This window comes from Solirubrobacter deserti, from assembly GCF_027587175.1.
Taxonomy (GTDB): Bacteria; Actinomycetota; Thermoleophilia; order Solirubrobacterales; family Solirubrobacteraceae; genus Solirubrobacter; species Solirubrobacter deserti.
Window position 1 is genome coordinate 1 of the sequence record NZ_JAPCID010000057.1, and the last position, 15,706, is coordinate 15,706.

General features: G+C 72.3%; 16 protein-coding genes. 4 read left to right on the plus strand and 12 right to left on the minus strand.

What is annotated here, in order from left to right; translation table 11 throughout:
- From OJ962_RS28285 to OJ962_RS28310, 6 genes are all read right to left on the minus strand, one after another.
- On the minus strand, nucleotides 1–267 hold a 267-nt coding region (locus OJ962_RS28285), incomplete at its 3' end, for an ATP-binding cassette domain-containing protein (RefSeq protein ID WP_270006762.1).
- Complete coding sequence (locus OJ962_RS28290) at nucleotides 267–1,526, minus strand: MGH1-like glycoside hydrolase domain-containing protein (RefSeq protein WP_202951951.1); 1,260 nt, start codon at nucleotides 1,524–1,526, stop codon at nucleotides 267–269. The genes OJ962_RS28285 and OJ962_RS28290, both read right to left, overlap by 1 nt.
- Nucleotides 1,523–2,398: a carbohydrate ABC transporter permease gene (locus OJ962_RS28295; protein WP_202951952.1), complete on the minus strand. Its 876-nt coding sequence runs from the start codon at nucleotides 2,396–2,398 to the stop codon at nucleotides 1,523–1,525. The genes OJ962_RS28290 and OJ962_RS28295 overlap by 4 nt, the downstream gene beginning before the upstream one ends.
- Nucleotides 2,395–3,366: a carbohydrate ABC transporter permease gene (locus OJ962_RS28300; RefSeq protein ID WP_202951953.1), complete on the minus strand. Its 972-nt coding sequence runs from the start codon at nucleotides 3,364–3,366 to the stop codon at nucleotides 2,395–2,397. The genes OJ962_RS28295 and OJ962_RS28300 overlap by 4 nt, the downstream gene beginning before the upstream one ends.
- A gap of 4 nt (nucleotides 3,367–3,370) precedes the next feature.
- Nucleotides 3,371–4,765, minus strand: a complete 1,395-nt coding sequence (locus OJ962_RS28305) for an ABC transporter substrate-binding protein (RefSeq protein WP_202951954.1) — start codon at nucleotides 4,763–4,765, stop codon at nucleotides 3,371–3,373.
- 2 nt (nucleotides 4,766–4,767) lie between these two features.
- Complete coding sequence (locus tag OJ962_RS28310) at nucleotides 4,768–5,841, minus strand: zinc-dependent alcohol dehydrogenase (protein ID WP_202951955.1); 1,074 nt, start codon at nucleotides 5,839–5,841, stop codon at nucleotides 4,768–4,770.
- A gap of 137 nt (nucleotides 5,842–5,978) precedes the next feature.
- On the opposite strand from OJ962_RS28310, the gene OJ962_RS28315 reads away from it, so the two are divergent.
- Nucleotides 5,979–7,151 carry an ROK family transcriptional regulator gene (locus OJ962_RS28315; RefSeq protein WP_202951956.1) on the plus strand — a complete coding sequence of 391 codons (1,173 nt, stop codon included), beginning with the start codon at nucleotides 5,979–5,981 and terminating at the stop codon, nucleotides 7,149–7,151.
- The gene (locus OJ962_RS28320; RefSeq protein ID WP_202951957.1) at nucleotides 7,148–7,912 is read left to right on the plus strand and encodes a sugar phosphate isomerase/epimerase family protein; all 765 of its coding nucleotides are present in this window, start codon (nucleotides 7,148–7,150) and stop codon (nucleotides 7,910–7,912) included. The genes OJ962_RS28315 and OJ962_RS28320 overlap by 4 nt, the downstream gene beginning before the upstream one ends.
- On the opposite strand, the gene OJ962_RS28325 is transcribed toward OJ962_RS28320, so the two are convergent.
- The 4 genes from OJ962_RS28325 to OJ962_RS28340 all read right to left on the minus strand — a co-directional run bounded on the left by OJ962_RS28325 (nucleotide 7,909) and on the right by OJ962_RS28340 (nucleotide 10,650).
- Nucleotides 7,909–8,628, minus strand: coding sequence for a hypothetical protein (locus OJ962_RS28325; RefSeq protein ID WP_202951958.1), 720 nt, complete (start codon nucleotides 8,626–8,628; stop codon nucleotides 7,909–7,911). The two genes, OJ962_RS28320 and OJ962_RS28325, sit on opposite strands and share 4 nt — an antisense overlap.
- Complete coding sequence (locus OJ962_RS28330) at nucleotides 8,625–9,134, minus strand: RNA polymerase sigma factor (protein ID WP_202951959.1); 510 nt, start codon at nucleotides 9,132–9,134, stop codon at nucleotides 8,625–8,627. Before OJ962_RS28330 ends, OJ962_RS28325 begins: the two co-directional genes overlap by 4 nt.
- Nucleotides 9,135–9,308: 174 nt before the next feature.
- Entirely contained in the window at nucleotides 9,309–10,220 is a 912-nt protein-coding gene (locus tag OJ962_RS28335) for an LLM class flavin-dependent oxidoreductase (protein WP_202951960.1), read from the minus strand.
- Between the two features lie 4 nt (nucleotides 10,221–10,224).
- Nucleotides 10,225–10,650: a hypothetical protein gene (locus OJ962_RS28340; protein ID WP_202951961.1), complete on the minus strand. Its 426-nt coding sequence runs from the start codon at nucleotides 10,648–10,650 to the stop codon at nucleotides 10,225–10,227.
- Nucleotides 10,651–10,966: 316 nt separating this feature from the next.
- On the opposite strand from OJ962_RS28340, the gene OJ962_RS28345 reads away from it, so the two are divergent.
- Nucleotides 10,967–13,810, plus strand: a complete 2,844-nt coding sequence (locus OJ962_RS28345) for a PKD domain-containing protein (RefSeq protein ID WP_202951962.1) — start codon at nucleotides 10,967–10,969, stop codon at nucleotides 13,808–13,810.
- On the opposite strand, the gene OJ962_RS28350 is transcribed toward OJ962_RS28345, so the two are convergent.
- Nucleotides 13,776–14,132, minus strand: coding sequence for a nuclear transport factor 2 family protein (locus tag OJ962_RS28350; protein WP_202951963.1), 357 nt, complete (start codon nucleotides 14,130–14,132; stop codon nucleotides 13,776–13,778). The genes OJ962_RS28345 and OJ962_RS28350 overlap by 35 nt on opposite strands.
- A 29-nt stretch (nucleotides 14,133–14,161) precedes the next feature.
- On the opposite strand from OJ962_RS28350, the gene OJ962_RS28355 reads away from it, so the two are divergent.
- Nucleotides 14,162–15,136: a VOC family protein gene (locus OJ962_RS28355; protein WP_202951964.1), complete on the plus strand. Its 975-nt coding sequence runs from the start codon at nucleotides 14,162–14,164 to the stop codon at nucleotides 15,134–15,136.
- Here OJ962_RS28355 and OJ962_RS28360 read toward each other — a convergent pair.
- A complete protein-coding gene (locus tag OJ962_RS28360) occupies nucleotides 15,133–15,648 on the minus strand; it encodes a CAP domain-containing protein (RefSeq protein ID WP_202951965.1) in 516 nt (171 codons plus the stop codon). The genes OJ962_RS28355 and OJ962_RS28360 overlap by 4 nt on opposite strands.
- Nucleotides 15,649–15,706 lie beyond the last annotated feature (58 nt).

The following is a 15,706-nucleotide window of genomic DNA, read 5'->3' on the forward strand; positions in this document are numbered from 1 at the left end:
CGGATACAGCGCGTAGTTCTGAAAGACCATCGCGATGTCGCGATCCCGCGGCGCCAACTCGTTGACCCGCTCGCCACCGATGACGAGGTCGCCCTCGCTGATCTCCTCGAGCCCCGCGACCATCCGCAGCGCCGTCGACTTCCCGCACCCGGACGGGCCGACGAGGATCATGAACTCCCCGTCCGCGATCTCCAGCGACAGGTCCTTGACGGCCTCGAACCCGTCCGGATAGCGCTTCCACACGTGCTCGAAGCGGATCTCCGCCATCAGGTGCCTCCTCGCAGGATGTCGATGACGGCGGCGGCGGTCCACGAGAAGTCGTGCGCGCCGAGGCCCTCGCCGGTCAACGGGTCGTAGTACTCGCGCATGCCGGAGCCCGCGACCAGGTCCAGCGTCGTGCGCTCGAGCTCCGCGGCCGGCCCGTCGAAGCCCTGCGCCCGCAGCCCACGGCTGAGCAGCCAGTTCAGGTTCGCCCAGATCGGCCCGCGCCAGTAGCGTCGCGCCTCGAACTCGGGCGCGGTCAGGTCGTAGGACGCCACGCCCAGCCCGGCCGCGCTGCGGAAGTGCGCCGACCCCAGCTCGGCCGCCACCGCCACACCCACCTCGCCCGGCAACCCTGGGTCCAGCAGCGGCGCCAGCGAGAGCACCGTGCGCCGCTCCAGCCACGCTCCCGACACCAGGTCACGCGGCCGGAAGCGCGACCCGTCCCACAGGCTCATGAGCCCGTCGTGGATGCGCGCGGCGGCCTCGCGGTGCGGGCCCGCGTCCTCGCCGACCCACTCCGCGATCTCCACCAGCGCGTGCGTCGACCACAGCCAGATGGCGTTGAACAGCGGGTCCTCGACCTGGAACTGCGAGCGGCCGTCGTCCGCGTAGCCGCTGTCGCGGTACGCGCGCGCGAGGTGCACGAAGCGGTCGTAGTCGGCGTCGCTCGGGCGCTCGGCGGCGTCCACGTGCCGGCGATCCTGGCGCTCGTACGGCTCGACGCCGCCCGCCGGCAGGGACACCGCCGCCAGCGGCTCGTCCCACGCGGGGGAGTTGTCCAGCCCCGACTCCCACGGGTGCACGATCGCCGCCAGCCCGCGCCCGCCCGCGTCGCGCCGGCCCGCCAGGTACTCGTGCTGCGCGCACAACGGCCCGAAGACACGCCGCAGGAACTCCTCACCGGCGCCGCGCTGGGCGACCTCCAGCGCCGCGCGCGCGTGCAGCGGCGGTTGCGTGAGCCCCGACGTCGCGACGCCGTCGACGCCGCTGTCCCAGAACGCGGGCCCCGGGAAATACGCGTCCTCGGGCACCTCGGGGTGGAAGACGATGTGCGGCACGCGCCCGTCCGGCCACTGCCCGCGCAGCAGCGACTCCAGCTCCGCCGCCGCCCGCGCGCTGTCGACCCACGACCAGCCGATCGCGATGTAGGCGGCGTCCCAGCCCCACTGGTGCGGGTACTGGCGCCGCGACGGCACGGTCGAGCCGCCCGTCCAGTTTGCGGACAGCACCGCCTCCGCCGACTGCTCGAGCGCGGCGCTCATCCCTTCTCCGCCCCGCGCGTGAGGCCCTCCGTCATCAGCCGCTCCGCGAACAGGAACAGCACGATGATCGGCACCGTGAGGATCACCGAGCCGGCCATCAGCGTCGTCGCGGGCGTCTCGATGTTGGTGAGCTGGGACACGCCCAGCGACACCGTCCAGTTCGGCCGCTCCTCGACCAGGAACAGCAGCGCGAACAGGAACTCGTTCCAGGCGATCATGAACACGAACAGCCCGGTCGCGGCGATCGCCGGGATCGCGAGCGGCAGCGTGATCTTGCGGATGATCTGCATGCGCGTCGCGCCGTCGACCTCGGCCGCCTCCTCCAGCGACACCGGCACGGTCTCGAAGTAGTTGCGCAGCATGTAGACGCAGATCGGCAGCGTCTGGGCGACGTACACGATCACGAGCACCCACAGCTCGCCGCGCAGGCCCATCTTCGAGAACGCGACGAACAGCGGGATGGCCAGCAGGATCGCCGGGAACAGGTACACGCTCAAGAACAGGAAGTGGACGGCGCGCCGGCCGAAGAACTCCAGCCGGGATACGGCGTAGGCGCCGAGAATGGACACCAGCAGCGTCACCACCACCGTCCCGGCGGCGAGCAGCAGCGAGTTCAGCAGGAAGCGCAAGAAGCCCTCGCCGCCCTCGCTGGTCGGCTTGAGCACGCGCTCATACGCATCGGTGGACAGCTCGCCGAGCCCGACGATGATCGACCCGGGCGACTCGATGATCTCCGAGATGTCCCGCACCGACAGCAGGACCATGTAGTAGAAGGGGAACACCGTGATGAGCACGAAGAACGCGATCCCGAGCGGGCGCAGCACGCGCAGCGCCGCCACCTCGATCGCGTAGCGGTTCCAGCGTCGTCTCATGCCGGGCGGTCCCTTTCGGCGAAGAACTTCAGGTAGACGAGCAGCAGCACGGCGAGCACGGCGGCCATGAACATCGCCACCGCCGCCGAGGCGCCGACGTCGTTGCGCGCCGTCAGGAACGAGTACACCTGGGTCGCGAGCACCTCGGTGCCGGCGCCGCCGCCAGTGAGCAGGTAGATCTCGTCGAAGGCGTTGAAGGTGAAGATGAAGCGCAGCACCGCGATCAGCGCGATCACGCCCGCGAGCTGCGGCAGCAGGATGTGGCGGAAGACCTGCGTCGGCGTCGCGCCGTCCATCTTCGCCGCCTCCTCCAGCTCTCCGGGCACGGCCTGCAGCCGCGCGAGGATGAACAGGAACGCGAACGGGAACGACTTCCAGCTCTCGAAGAAGATCACCATCAGCAGCGCCGTCGGCACGCCGAAGCTGAGGCCGAAGAGCGTGATCTCGCCGCGCTCCTGCGACAGGAACGGGATCGGGGAGTCCCAGCCGAGCACGTCTGTCCCGACGGCGTTGACGAACCCGAGCTGCGGGGAGAGCAGCACGCGCCAGATGAACGCGATCGCCACCACCGGCGCGACATAGGGCAGCAGCATCACTCCGCGCACGGCCGCGCGGCCCTTGAACGGCCGGCGCACGAGCAGTGCCGCGATCAACCCGAGCGCGATCGCGCCGAAGGTCCCGAGCACCGAGTACATGAGCGTGACCCGGATCGCCGCGAGGAAGTCCGACGAGCCGAACAGCAGGTCGTAGTTGCGCAGCGTGTACTCGCTGCCGAGGATGTCCATCCGGCGGATCTGGATCAGCCGGATGCGCTGGAAGGACAGCAGCAGCGCCCACAGCACCGGCAGCACCACCATGACCACGACGACGATCACGGTGGGGGAGACGAGCGCGAGGCCTGCGCGCGCGTCGCGTTGCGCGCGGGTGCCCCGCGCGCGACGCTTCGGCTTCGCCTGAACGGCGGTCACAGGACTACTCGAGCCCGGACTGGATCTCCTCGACGGTGGACTGGACTTCCTTGGCCGCCTCGGCCGGGTCCTTGCCACCGATGACGTCCGCGACCGCCGAGGCGATCGGCTGCTCGCCGCGCAGCGCGCCCATCAACGCGCCCTGGCCCTGGGCGAAGCCCCAGCGCTGGAAGTTCGCGACGCCGTCGGCCAGGGAGGCGACGGAGTCCTCGCTGTAGAACTCGGTCAGCGGCGCCTTGGTGTCCACGCCGCTCTCGAGCCCGGCCCACGCCGTCTGGAACTTCTTCGGGTCCGAGCTGTCGCCGGCGCGCACGGGGTACTTGCCCTGCGGCGAGAGCCCGAGCCAGCGCACGTAGCCGTCGCTGAGCATGAACTCGGCGAGCTTCTGCGCGTCCTCGGTCGGGGCGTCGACGGAGATGTTCACCGTCGAGACCGAGCCGAACTGGCTGGGCGTGCCGCCCGCGCCGGTCAGCGGCCCGACGAGCCCGCTGTTCTTGGCCAGGAACGCCGGATCGTCCTTGCACTCCTCGCACGACGGCTTGGTGTCGGCGCGCAGGCCGGCCATGCCGTCGAGCAGGAACGGCGACCAGAACATCATCGCGGCCTTGCCGGCGAAGTAGGTGCCGCGCGTGGACTCGACGTCCTGCGCGCCCGAGACGGAGTAGTTGGAGGCGATGTCGCCGTACCAGCGCAACGCCTCCACGCACGGCGGCGAGTCGAAGGTGACCTTGCCGCCGTCGTCGACGATCTGGCAGCCCTGGGCGAGCGCGACGTGCTCGAACGTCTCGCTCGTGAAGCCGTCGCCGGGCTTGGTCGCGAGCGTGATGCCGGCCATGCCGTCGCCGTTGAGCTCCTCGGCGGCGGCGCGCACGTCGTCGAGCGACTGCGGCGCCTCCAGCCCGGCCTTCTCGAACAGGTCCTTGCGGTAGATCAGCAGCTGCCCCCAGCCGTCGCTCGGCACGCCGGTGGCCTTGCCGTCCGCGCTGACGAGATCGAGCGCCTTCTTGGAGAACGTGTCCACCCCGAGCTTGTCGACGACGGCCTGCGCCGCGTCGGCGTCGAAGATCCCCTCCAGCGCGTACTGCTGGGACTGGTCGAGCGGGGTGGCGAGCACCACGTCGGGCAGCTCGCCGGCGGCCGCGGCGTTGGTCATCAGCGTCGCCAGCTGGTCCTCGGGGACCGGCACGAGCTTGGTCTTGATGCCGGTCTTCTGGGTGAAGTCGTCGAGGATGGCCTGCGTAGCGGTCATGCGGTCGGGCTGGGACTCGTTGTTCCAGACCGTCAGGGTCTCGCCGCTCGGCCCGCCCGCGCTGTCGCCGCCGCCGTCATCGTCGCCGCCGCCGCACCCGACCGCGAACGCGGCCAGCCCGGCGAGGCAGAACATCGCTGCACGTCGCATCCTCATCGCTCTCCTCCGTCATAGGTGAAGGCCACCTTCACGGCCTCGTTCGGGTTCTCGTCGAGCCAGCCGTAGGCGTCCACGGCGTCGGCAAAGGGGAAGTGGCGGACGGGCAGCCCGTCGGTGCGGACGGCGCCCGAGGCCAGGAGGTCGACCACGGTCTGCATCACGCGCGGGCGGTTCCACGCCGGGTACGCGCGGTGCGGCGCGCCCCAGGCGCCCATGCTGGAGACCATGTCGAGCCGGTTGTGGTGCCACTCCTCGCCAAGGCGCAGCTCGGGTGCGCCGCCCTGGTAGAAGCCGACGGTGACGACGCGGCCGCCGAGCCCGGGCGCCGAGACCGCGGCCTGCAGCCCGGCGGTCGCCCCCGAGGTCTCGACGGCCACGTCCACTCCGTGCCCGGCGGAGCGCTTGAGCGCGGCGCCCGGACCGTCGGGCGCCGCGGTCGGGTCGAGGGCGTCGTCGGCGCCGAGCTTGAGCGAGAGCTCCCGCCGCGACTGGACCGGGTCGATCGCGACGACGCGCGCCGCGCCGGCGAGCTTGGCCATCTGCACCAGCAGCAGACCGATCGCGCCGAGCCCGATCACGGCCACGTGGTCGCCGAGTTTGATCTGCGCGTCGTGCACCGCGACGAGCGCGACGGCACCGACGCTGACGAACAGCCAGCGCTCGAGCGGAGCGTCCTGGGGCAGCCGCACCGGCGGGTAGGTCGCGGCGGCGGCGACGTCGAGATCCAGGGTCGCCTCCTCGCGGTGCGGCGCGCCGACGTGCACCAAGTCGCCGGGCGCGAGCTCGGTGACCTGCTCGCCCACCTCGGCGACCCGGCCGACGAGCTCGTATCCGAGTGGGGCGGGGTAGGTCGCGGTCGGCGTGTCCGGCGTGATGAACGCGCGCAGCGCGCGGTCGAACACGCGCTCGTCGAACGCCGAGGTCCCGCGGTACAGGCTCAGCTCGGTGCCGTGGCTGACGCCGCTGAGCAGCGCCTTGACCCGGATCGAACGGGGCGCAAGCGCCTCCGCCGGTACGTCAGACAGCCGCAGTGAGCGTGGACCGTCGAGCTCAAGTGCTCGCGCCACTCGTCTCCTCCCTGGATCTTCCGCGTAGTGGTTCTTCGAGCGTAAAGCACTTTCATGTAGCTGGCAAGCAGATTTGGTTTAGCCACTACGCAGAAGTCGCTCGACAGTGCTGAATCGCGGCGATAAGGTGGCGCACAATGCACGACGGTTCACTCGGTGGCGTTCTCCGGCTCATCCGTGAGGGCCGCGCGCTCACCCGCACCGACGTGATGGACGTCACCGGTCTGTCGCGCTCGACCGTCATGCAGCGGCTCGGCGTGCTGCTCGATGCGGGCCTGCTGGTCGAGCAGCCCGAGGCCGGCCCGTCCAGCGGCGGCCGCCGGCCGGCCGCGCTCACGTTCAACGAGCGCGTCGGCATCGTGCTCGCGGCCGACCTCGGCGCCGAGCACGGGCGGCTCGCGGTCTACGACCTCGCGGGCGTCGTGCTGATCGAGGAGCAGGCGCCGCTGCGGATCGCCGACGGCCCTGAGCCGGTGCTGGACTGGGTCGAGCGCCGCTTCGACGCGCTGCTGGCGGAGGTGAAGCGCGAGCCGGGGGACGTGCTGGCGATCGCGATCGGCCTGCCCGGGCCCGTGGAGGACGGACGGCCGGTGAAACCGCCGATCATGCCGGGCTGGGACGACCATCCCGTCGCCGAGCGGCTGTCCGAGCGCTTCGGCGCGCCCGCGCTGGTCGAGCGCGACGTCAACGCGATGGCGCTCGGTGAGCACCGGCACAACTGGCCGGACGTCGCCAACCTCGTGTTCGTGAAGATCGCCACCGGGATCGGCGCGGGGATCATCACCGGCGGGGAGCTGATGCGCGGCCATCACGGCCGCGCGGGCGACATCGGCCACATCCGTGCCTACCGCGAGTCCGACGAGCTGTGCACGTGCGGCAACCGCGGGTGCGTCGCCGTGCTGGCCAGCGGCTCCGCGCTCGTGCGCCAGCTGCACGAGGCGGGGGTCGACGTCGCCACGACGGCCGACGTGGCCGCGCTCGTGCAGTCCGGCGACACCCTGGCCACGCACCTGGCGCGGGAGGCGGGGCGGGTGCTGGGCGCGGCGCTGGCGGCGGTGGTCAGCGTGGTCGCGCCGAGCCTGATCGTGGTCGGCGGCGAGATGGGCGACGCGTCCGAGCCGATGATCGCGGGCGTGCGCGAGGGCGTCTACCAGCAGGCCTCGACGCTCGCCACGCGGCACCTGCGGGTGCTCGGGACGCGCCTGGGCCAGCGCGTCGGCGTCGTGGGCGTGGCGACGGTCGCGCTCGAGCACGTGCTCGACCCGGCGAACGTGGACGCGCTGCTCGCCCGGCGCGGGATCGCGGCGTGATCCTCGCCATCCAGGAGAACCTGGTCGAGGCCGACTCGGTGGCCGCGAAGCTCGCCGCGGCCCAGGAGGCGGGCTTCGACGCGCTGGAGTTGCGCGACGCCGCCCGGCCCGGCCTGGAGGGCATCCGCGCGCACACCGTGTGCCCGGAGCTGAGTGGGTGGCTGGGCGACTTCGACGCGGGCCGCCGAGCGCGGGCGCTCGACGAGCTCCGCCGCCAGCTGGACGGGATCGTCGCCCTCGGCGGCCACGGTGTGATCACGCCCGCGGCGTGGGGCATGTTCACGCGCCGGTTGCCGCCGTTCGACGAGCCGCCGCGCACGCCCGAGCAGGACCGCGAGGTGCTGCTCGAGGGCCTCGCCGAGCTGGGTGCGCACGCCGAGGCGGCCGGCGGTGTGCTGCTGCTCGAACCGCTCAACCGCTACGAGGACCACATGCTCAACACGGTCGCGCAGGCGGCCGAGCTGATCGCCGCGGCCGGCTCGCCCGGCGTGAAGATCCTCGCCGACACCTACCACATGAACATCGAGGAGGACGACGTCTGCGACGCCCTGCGGTCGATCGCGGACGTCCTCGGCGCGGTGCACGCGAGCGACTCCAACCGCCACCAGCCCGGCGCGGGGCACGTCGACTTCGCCGCGGTGGCGGGGACGCTGCGCGAGCTCGGCTTCGACGGCGTCCTGTCGGTCGAGTGCCGGCTGCGCGGCGAGCCCGCGGACGCCGTGCGCTCATGCGGGGCGCTGCTGCGCTCGCTCGTCGACTAGAACCGGTGGGTCGCGACGATCTCGCCCCGCGGGTCGAGCCAGCGGACCGTGGCGACCGGCGCGCGCGCGTCGAGCGCCATGAACGCGACGTTGTCGCGCACGGGCGCGGCGGCGCGTGTGCCGTCGTCGAGCGTGACGCGCACGGAGGCGACGCCGTCGGGCACGAGCACGGTCATCAGCCGCTCGCCGTGGACGCCCCAGGCCACACCGCGGCGGACGTCCTCCAGCGGGTAGGGACCCTCGCTGCCGAGCCCGTCGACCACGACCGCGACGCCCTCGATCCGGTCCGGCAGCCCGCCATCCATGCGCGCGTAGAGCAGGTACGCGGCGTCGCCGAGCGGGGTGGTGCCGACGGCGCGGATCGAGGACGGCTCGACCACGTACGGCGCGCCGAGCCGGTCGCTGACGACCGTCCGCACCGCCGTCGAGCGCTCAGCCGGGCTGGCCGGCCGGCGCAGGGCGCCGAACAGCTGGGTCGCGTCCGCCGGGACGCTCGCCTCCACCACCCGCGCGGGCGGCCGCGGGCCGGAGGTGTCGGCGATCAGCGCCGTCGCGAGCGTCGAGGTCCCCGCGACCAGCACCAGCGCGAGCGCTAGCGCCTTGCGCAGCGACCGGCGCCGTCGCACGTTCGCGGCACGCAGCCGGGCGGCCTGGGCGGGCGACGGCTCCAGCTCGCGCAGCGAGACGAGATGGTCGATGACGCGCTCGTCGTTCATCGCGCGCCTCCTTCCTGGGTGGCGATCGGCATCGCGCGCATCCGGTCCCGTGCGCGCGACAGCAGGGAGTTGACGGTGCCGCGGCGGCAGTCGAGGATCGCGGCGATCTGGCTGTCGGGCAGGTCGTGCACGTAGCGCAGCACGAGCACCAATCGCTCGCGCTCGCCGAGCCGGCTCAGCGCCTCGCGCGCGAACGCGGCCGCGTCGAGCTGGCCGTCGAGGTCGATCGCGGCGGCCGCGAGCGCCTCGGACGTCTCGTCCAGCGGCGCTTCCGCGCGCCGCCGATGCGTCCGCTTGCGCTGCGCGCGCAGCGTCTCGCGGACCGCGATCCGGTGCACCCACGCGTCGAACTTCTCGGGGTCGCGGAGCTGGCGTCGGCGCTCGAGCACGCGCAGGGCGACCTCCTGCGCGACGTCGTGGGCCTCGTCGCCGGGCCCGAGCATCGCGACGGCGGTCCGGGTGGCGAGCGTCAGCGCCCGCAACGCTGGGTCGGTCTGGGAAGCCATCTGCTGCTTAAGAGCACGAGGGACGTCGAATGCTTGCGGCCACGTGCAGGGTGGCACCCTGATGGCGGGGCGCGCACCATCCGTGTCGTGCCCGGGTCCGCCTGCTTGTGCGGCTGCGGTCGACCTGCTCGCGCTCGCGCACGGTCCTGTACGACGACGCGTGCGCCCGCGACGTCACACCCCGCTCGAACGAGGCTGCACCAGTGACCGGAGGACCGCTTCGGCGAAGCGGTCGTTCGACCGCGCGAGCGCGATCGGGTCCGAGTCCAGCGACCCGGGCACGACGATCAGCCGCTCGACCCCGGCGTCGGCGATCGCCGCCAGCCGTTCCGCCACCTCCTCCGGCGGGCCGGCGACGGCGAAGTGATCGATCAGCGCGTCGTCGAGTCCGCGCGCGAGCGGGGCGGAGGCGCGGCCGTGCCGGGCGGGGTCGTAGTGGCCGGTGCGGCCCTGGAAGCGGGCGAACGTCGCGGTGCTGCCGCGCACGAGCTCGCGCGCCCGGGCCCGGTCGTCGTCGACCGCCACGTTGAGGTAGGCGCCGACGGACGCGTCGCCCACGCGCTCGACGGCGTCACGGAGCCGGTCCGGATCGGCGCCGAGCGTCAGGTCGACGCCCTCGGCCTGCCGCGCCGCCGCGGCGAGCACGCGCGGCCCGGACGCCGCGACGTGCACGGGCACCTTCGGCGCGTCGCTCTGTGCGAGCCACTGGAGCCCACCGTTCAGCAGCCGCTGGAGCTCATCGAGGTCGTCTTGGAACTCCGCCACGGACGGCGCCCGCAGCCCCGCGCTGTGCACGGCGGAGCCGCCGCGGGCGACCCCGAGCACGACGCGCCCGCCCGACTCGGCGTGCAGCGTCGCGGCCGCCGAGGCGGTCACGCCGAGTGCGCGCGTGCGCGGATTCGTGGCGCCTGGGCCGAGCCGGTAGCGGGTGGTGGCGACCGCGGCGAGCGTGAGCTCCACCCACAGCTCGGCGGTCAGGCTGTGGCTGTCGGCGACGAGCAGGCCGGTGAACCCGGCCTGCTCGGGCCAGCGCGCCGTCTCCGCCACGCGCCCCGGCACGGCGAAGGTGTGGAGCCAGAGCTCCACCGCGTCAGCTTCGGCCGGTGACGACCGGGTTGGTGATCGTCACGCCCGCCGTGGGGCTCGAGAACGTGATCTTGAGCTGCTTCTTGACCTGCGCCATCGATGCGTTGTTGAACGCGATCTGGAAGCCCCGGGTCTCGTTGCCCTTGAGGGCGAGGGTGCCGGTCTGCCCGCGGAAGGGGCCGATCTCCGAGTGCGGATTGAAGGTCTTCAGGTTGGACTTGTACCGGAGCTTGACCGCCTGGCCGGCGGTCGCGCCGGAGACGCTGACCTCGCACTGGGCGTAGGTGAACGGCTTGCCGGTGTCGCGGCTGTAGCGGACTTTGCAGTTGCTGGTCGAGACCTGCGGACCGGTGGTCTGGGCCTGGGCGGGGACGGCGATCGCGGCGGTGGCGGCGATGGCGGTGAGGCCGGCGAGGAACGTGCGCTGCATGGGAGGTCTCCTGCGGAGGATGGGAGTGGACGCCTCCAAGCTTGCGGGCGGACCCGCCGCCGGTCGTCAGTACCGAGCTACTGCACTTTCCGGCGCGCGCTACGTCGGTGCGGTCATCCGCCCGTAGAGCTGCGCGCTTTGGGGGTGGGGACGACGGCCCCGGAGCACATTTCCAGGACATGCACTCGACCCTTCGACGGCTGGAATGCCTTGCGCGACTGCAGCGACCACCACAAGTCGCTGCCAGGGCCGTAAGGGAGTGAATCAGGGAAGTCACTGATGGCACCGGCGCAGTTCTCGACGAGCATCGCGGCCCATGACCCTGAGATTGCTGTTGACCACGGCGGCGTTGAGCCTCGCAGCGGCGGCGCCCGCGTTCGCGCAGGTGCCGCTGAAGGCCTCCTTCACGGCCACTCCGGAGCAGCCCGAGCGCGGGCAGCTCGTGACCTTCGTGGCCACGAGCGACGGCTCGAGCCTGAAGCCGATCGTCCATACGTGGGACCTGGACGGCGACGGCGAGTTCGACGACGCCCAGGGTCGCACCGCCGAGCGGGCGTTCGCCGCCGACGGGACGCACGTCGTGCGGTTGAAGGCCGTCCAGGGCGACGCAGCGAGCATCGCGGAGAAGACGTTCGTGATCGGCGGCCCGACGCCCACGCCGACGCCCACGCCGACGCCGACGCCGACGCCTACACCCGAGGCCACGCCGGACGCGACGCCGACTCCCGCCACACCGCCCGCGCCGGCGCCCACGGCGCCCGAGGCGAAGTTCGATCGCCAGTGCACGCGCCACGGCCAGTACACGTTCTGCGCGCTGGGCATCGCCTACCAGGGCGAGAAGAAGCGCATCAGCGCGGCGCCCTCCACCGGCCAGATCGTCGCCTACGAGTGGGACCTCGACGGCAACGGCACGTTTGAGCAGAGCACGGGCGCGACGCCGTTCGTCGAGCAGGTCTTCGAGCCGCGCAGCGCGGGCGTACAGGCCGTGCGCGAGTGGACGGTGTCCGTGCGCGTGACCGACGCGAGCGGTGCGACGTCCACGGCTGGCTTCCAGATCAACGTCAAGCCGCCCAAGTGCGAGCGCGAGGCCGAGTTCGGCGCCTTCACTGCAACCGGCGCGTGCCTGCGCGACTGGGGCGACCACTACCGCTCGACGGAGCCGATCACGCTCAACGGCATCGCGATCGAGCCGCGTGACGGGCACTTCGTCCGCCTGTCGGCGTCGGAGATCAGCTCGCGCCGCGCGACGGTGTCCATGAACGCGGGCGGCACCTTCGCTGTCCTCTCCTCCGGCAAGTTCGAGTGGCGGCCGTCCGGGGACGAGCTGCGCGGCTTCGCCGTCGACGCCGGCGCCAGGATCAACGGACTGAAGGTGACCGGGCTGCAGGGGCGCCCGGTGCTGGCCGGCGGCGCGCTGCGCGCCAAGGTCTTCCTCGCGCTGCCGGAGCAGTTCGGCGGCGCGACGTCCGGCACGCCGGTCACGGTCGGCGGCGGCGCGCAGGCCGCCGACGGCGCGTTCTCGTTCAGCGTGCCGAGCGCGGCGCTGGGCCCGATCGGGCTCGACAAGCTCAACGTCCGTTACGACGGTGTGGACCTGTGGGAGATCGAGGCCGGCGTCGTGCTCCCGCCGCCCGCCTTCGTGAACGTCAACGGCAAAGCCGGCATCCGCAACGACGGCCGCTTCGCCTACGCGCAGGGCGAGACGCAGTTCCCCGGCGGCATCGCGCTCGGCTCCACCGGCGTGTTCCTGGAGCGCATCAAGTTCCGCATCGAGGTCGACCCGCCCGAGAGCGAGTGCGTCCCGCAGGTGGGCGTCAAGCCGCTGTACTGGCCCGAGCACATCCTCGGCCCGCGGCCGTCCAACGTGCCCGCGACCGCCGACTTCGGCGTCCCGACCTTCGCCATGTGCGGCGAGGTGTCGCTCACGGCCGGCCCGTCGATCGGGGACGTCGCCGCCGCCCGCCTCACGGCCGGGCTCGGCTGGGCGACCTACGCCGACCGCCCGTGGGTGCTGCGCGCGTTCGGCGACCTGTACCTGATGAACAACAAGATGGCCGAGGCCAGGCTGGCCGTGCACGGCGACGGCTACATCAGCGCGCTCGGCCGCTTCTACGTCGGCTGGTCGGGCGTCGCGTCGCTCAGCGGCGGCATCCGGCTCGAGATGCTCGGCTCCAAGTTCAATGCCAGCGGGCGCGTCGACGCGTGCCTGGAGTTCGTCGACTGGTGCGCCGGCGCCCGCGCGATCGTCTCCACCAAGGGCATCGCCGCGTGCCTGAAGATCGACGTGCTGATCGGCGACTGGACGCCCGGCATCGGCTACGAGTGGGGCGACGCGCTGCCGACGCCGTACCTGCAGGGCTGCGACATCGGCGACTACAAGGTCCGAATCACGCGCCCGCAGGCGGCGGCCGCGCAGTTCACGGGCGCGGCGCGCACGGTCGACGTGAAGGGCGGGCTGCCCGGCGCGTCGTTCGTCATCCAGGGAGCGGGCGGGGCGCCCAAGGTCACCGTCACGGGGCCGGGAGGGCAGGCGCCGGCGCTCACGCTCGAGAACGCGGGCGCGAACCTCACCCAGGTGCTGATCTCCAAGCCGGCCGCCGGGCGCTGGACGATCACGCCGCAGCCCGGGTCCGTGGCGATCACCGAGGTGCTCGCGGCGGACGGCCTCGCTGAGCCGAAGGTGTCGGCCCGCGTGCTGCGGCCGGGCGTGCTGCGCTACGCGGTGGAGCCGGTCGCCGGTCAGACGGTGCGCCTCGTCGAGCGCGGCGGGAGCGCGGGCGGCGACATCGGCGTCGCTCGAGGTGAGGGAACGTTGCGCTGGACGCCCGCCGAGGGCGCGGCCGAGCAGCGCCAGATCGTCGCGCTCGTCGAGCAGGACGGGATGCCGCGCGACGAGCTCGTCGTCGCCACCTACCGCGCGCCGAAGGCCGCGCGGCCGTCGAAGGTGCGGGGCGTGAAGGTCACGCGTGGCGGCGTGAAGTGGACCCGTGTGCGCGGCGCCGGCAGCTACGTGGTCGAGGCGCGGCTGCCCGGCGGGCGCACCGTGGTGCGCAGCGTAAGGGCGCCGCGGCTCGCGGTGCGCGGCGCCGTGCGCGTCAATGTGCGGGCCGTCAGCCCGAGCGGCATCACGGGGCCCCGAACAGCGGCGCGACGTCCATGAAGATCCGGTAGTCGTCGATCAGCTCGCCCTCTCCGCGGTAGATCGTGACCACGGGGAGGGCGATCGTCGTCCCGTCCTTGCGCGTGTAGGTCACGGTCGACTCGACGATCGTGGCCGAGCCCTGCTCGAACTCCTCGATCACGTCGTGCTTGACGCCCGCGATGCCGTCGCAGAACCCGGCCCACACGTCCCGCACGTTGTCGCGGCCGACCACGGTCTCGCTGTTGCCGAACGTGAAGCGCACGTCGTCGGAGAGATGACGCGCGAACGCATCCGGCTCCATCGAGTCGATGTCTTTGAAAAGGTCTGCGTGCCTGGACATTGGCGAAGACTACGGAGGAGAACGCGGCCATGCCCAACCCGGGAACGATCAACGGCACGCACCACCTGACGTTCTGCGTCGGCGGCGCGCAGGAGGACTACGACTTCCACGTGCGCACGCTGGGCCTCAAGAGCGTCAAGAAGACGGTGCTCTTCGACGGCGAGATCCCGATCTACCACCTCTACTACGCGAACCGCGTCGGCGACGCGAGCACGATCCTCACCTCGTTCCCCTACCGCCAGGCCGGCTGGATGGGCAAGCGCGGAACCAACCAGGCGAAGTCGATCAACGTCGCCGTGCCGGCGGAGTCGATCGGCTACTGGGCCGACCGCCTCAAGGGCGCCGGGATCGAGGCGCGGCAGGTCGAGCGCTTCGGCACCGAGCGGCTCGAGTTCGCGCACCCGTGCGGCATCCCGTACCAGATCGTGGGAGAGAAGCGCGAGGACACGCGTGAGCCCTACGGCGGCGGTGACGTGCCCGCCGAGCACGCGATCCGCGGCGCCTACGGCACGACCACCTCGGTGCGCGAGCCGGACCTGATGGACGAGTTCCTACGCGAGGCGTTCAACTGCACGCCCGTCGCGAGCGAGGGCGCCGACCACCAGTACGAGATCGCCGGCGACGGCCACGGGCGCATGCTCGAGTTGGTCGAGGAACCGGACAAGCCACAGGGCACGTGGCGCTTCGGCGAGGGGACCATCCACCACCACGCCTTCGACGTCGGCTCCTCCGAGAACCAGCTCGTGGTCAAGGACTACATCGTCGGCCTCGGCTACACGGACGTGTCCGACGTCAAGGACCGCGGCTACTTCTTCAGCGTCTACCTGCGCACGCCGGGCGGCGCGCTGTTCGAGCTCGCGTACTCGACGCCGCAGGGCTTCACGATCGACGAGTCCGAGGACGAGCTCGGCACCCACATGTGCATCCCGCCCCACTGGGAGGACCGGCGCGCGGAGATCTCCACGCTCGAACCGATCGACACGATCGAGGAGGTGAAGGGCTAGCAGCGCTTGCCGAAGTGCTGCACCCACAGCTCGACGCGGTCGGCGCCGGGGAGCGAGGCGACCCGGCGCGCGACGCCCGTGTCCCGGTAGCGCCCGCTGAGCAGCGTCGCGCGGTGGTCGGGTGAGTCGAGCCAGGCCTGCAGGACGTCGCGCGGCGTGGCGCCCCGCTCGACGTAGGCCAGGTTCTCGGCCACGGTGAAGCAGCCGCGGGCGTAGCCGACGGCGCGCATCGGCGCTTCGAAGGCGGTGCCGCACGGCGTGTGCGAGAACTGCTCGCAGGAGGCGATGCGGCTGGCCTTCAGCTGCGCGGAGCGGCCGAGCGAGGCGGTGGCGCGCAGCGGTGCGCGCCCCGCCTGAGCGCGGACCTGGCCTACCAGGCAGCGGACGGCGGAGGCGCGCGTTGCAGCGCTGCCGGCGGAGGAATCGGCACCGGAGCAGGCGTGGGCCTGGGCGGCGGGGACGACGACGAGCATGGCGGCGGCGAGCAGCGCCGCGCGGAGCAGAAGCGACATAGGCGAGGGACCGGTCGGAGGGACGGGACGGCGGCGTCCAGTTTGCTGCGGAAAGCTC

Excerpts from the sequence above, each read along its gene's own strand:
- OJ962_RS28290 (WP_202951951.1), bottom strand. The coding sequence starts at position 1,526 with ATGAGCGCCGCGCTCGAGCAGTCGGCGGAGGCGGTGCTGTCCGCAAAC.
- OJ962_RS28295 (WP_202951952.1), bottom strand. The coding sequence starts at position 2,398 with ATGAGACGACGCTGGAACCGCTACGCGATCGAGGTGGCGGCGCTGCGC.
- OJ962_RS28305 (WP_202951954.1), bottom strand. The coding sequence starts at position 4,765 with ATGCGACGTGCAGCGATGTTCTGCCTCGCCGGGCTGGCCGCGTTCGCG.
- OJ962_RS28315 (WP_202951956.1), top strand. The coding sequence starts at position 5,979 with ATGCACGACGGTTCACTCGGTGGCGTTCTCCGGCTCATCCGTGAGGGC.
- OJ962_RS28325 (WP_202951958.1), bottom strand. The coding sequence starts at position 8,628 with ATGAACGACGAGCGCGTCATCGACCATCTCGTCTCGCTGCGCGAGCTG.
- OJ962_RS28330 (WP_202951959.1), bottom strand. The coding sequence starts at position 9,134 with ATGGCTTCCCAGACCGACCCAGCGTTGCGGGCGCTGACGCTCGCCACC.
- OJ962_RS28340 (WP_202951961.1), bottom strand. The coding sequence starts at position 10,650 with ATGCAGCGCACGTTCCTCGCCGGCCTCACCGCCATCGCCGCCACCGCC.
- OJ962_RS28345 (WP_202951962.1), top strand. The coding sequence starts at position 10,967 with ATGACCCTGAGATTGCTGTTGACCACGGCGGCGTTGAGCCTCGCAGCG.
- OJ962_RS28350 (WP_202951963.1), bottom strand. The coding sequence starts at position 14,132 with ATGTCCAGGCACGCAGACCTTTTCAAAGACATCGACTCGATGGAGCCG.
- OJ962_RS28355 (WP_202951964.1), top strand. The coding sequence starts at position 14,162 with ATGCCCAACCCGGGAACGATCAACGGCACGCACCACCTGACGTTCTGC.
- OJ962_RS28360 (WP_202951965.1), bottom strand. The coding sequence starts at position 15,648 with ATGTCGCTTCTGCTCCGCGCGGCGCTGCTCGCCGCCGCCATGCTCGTC.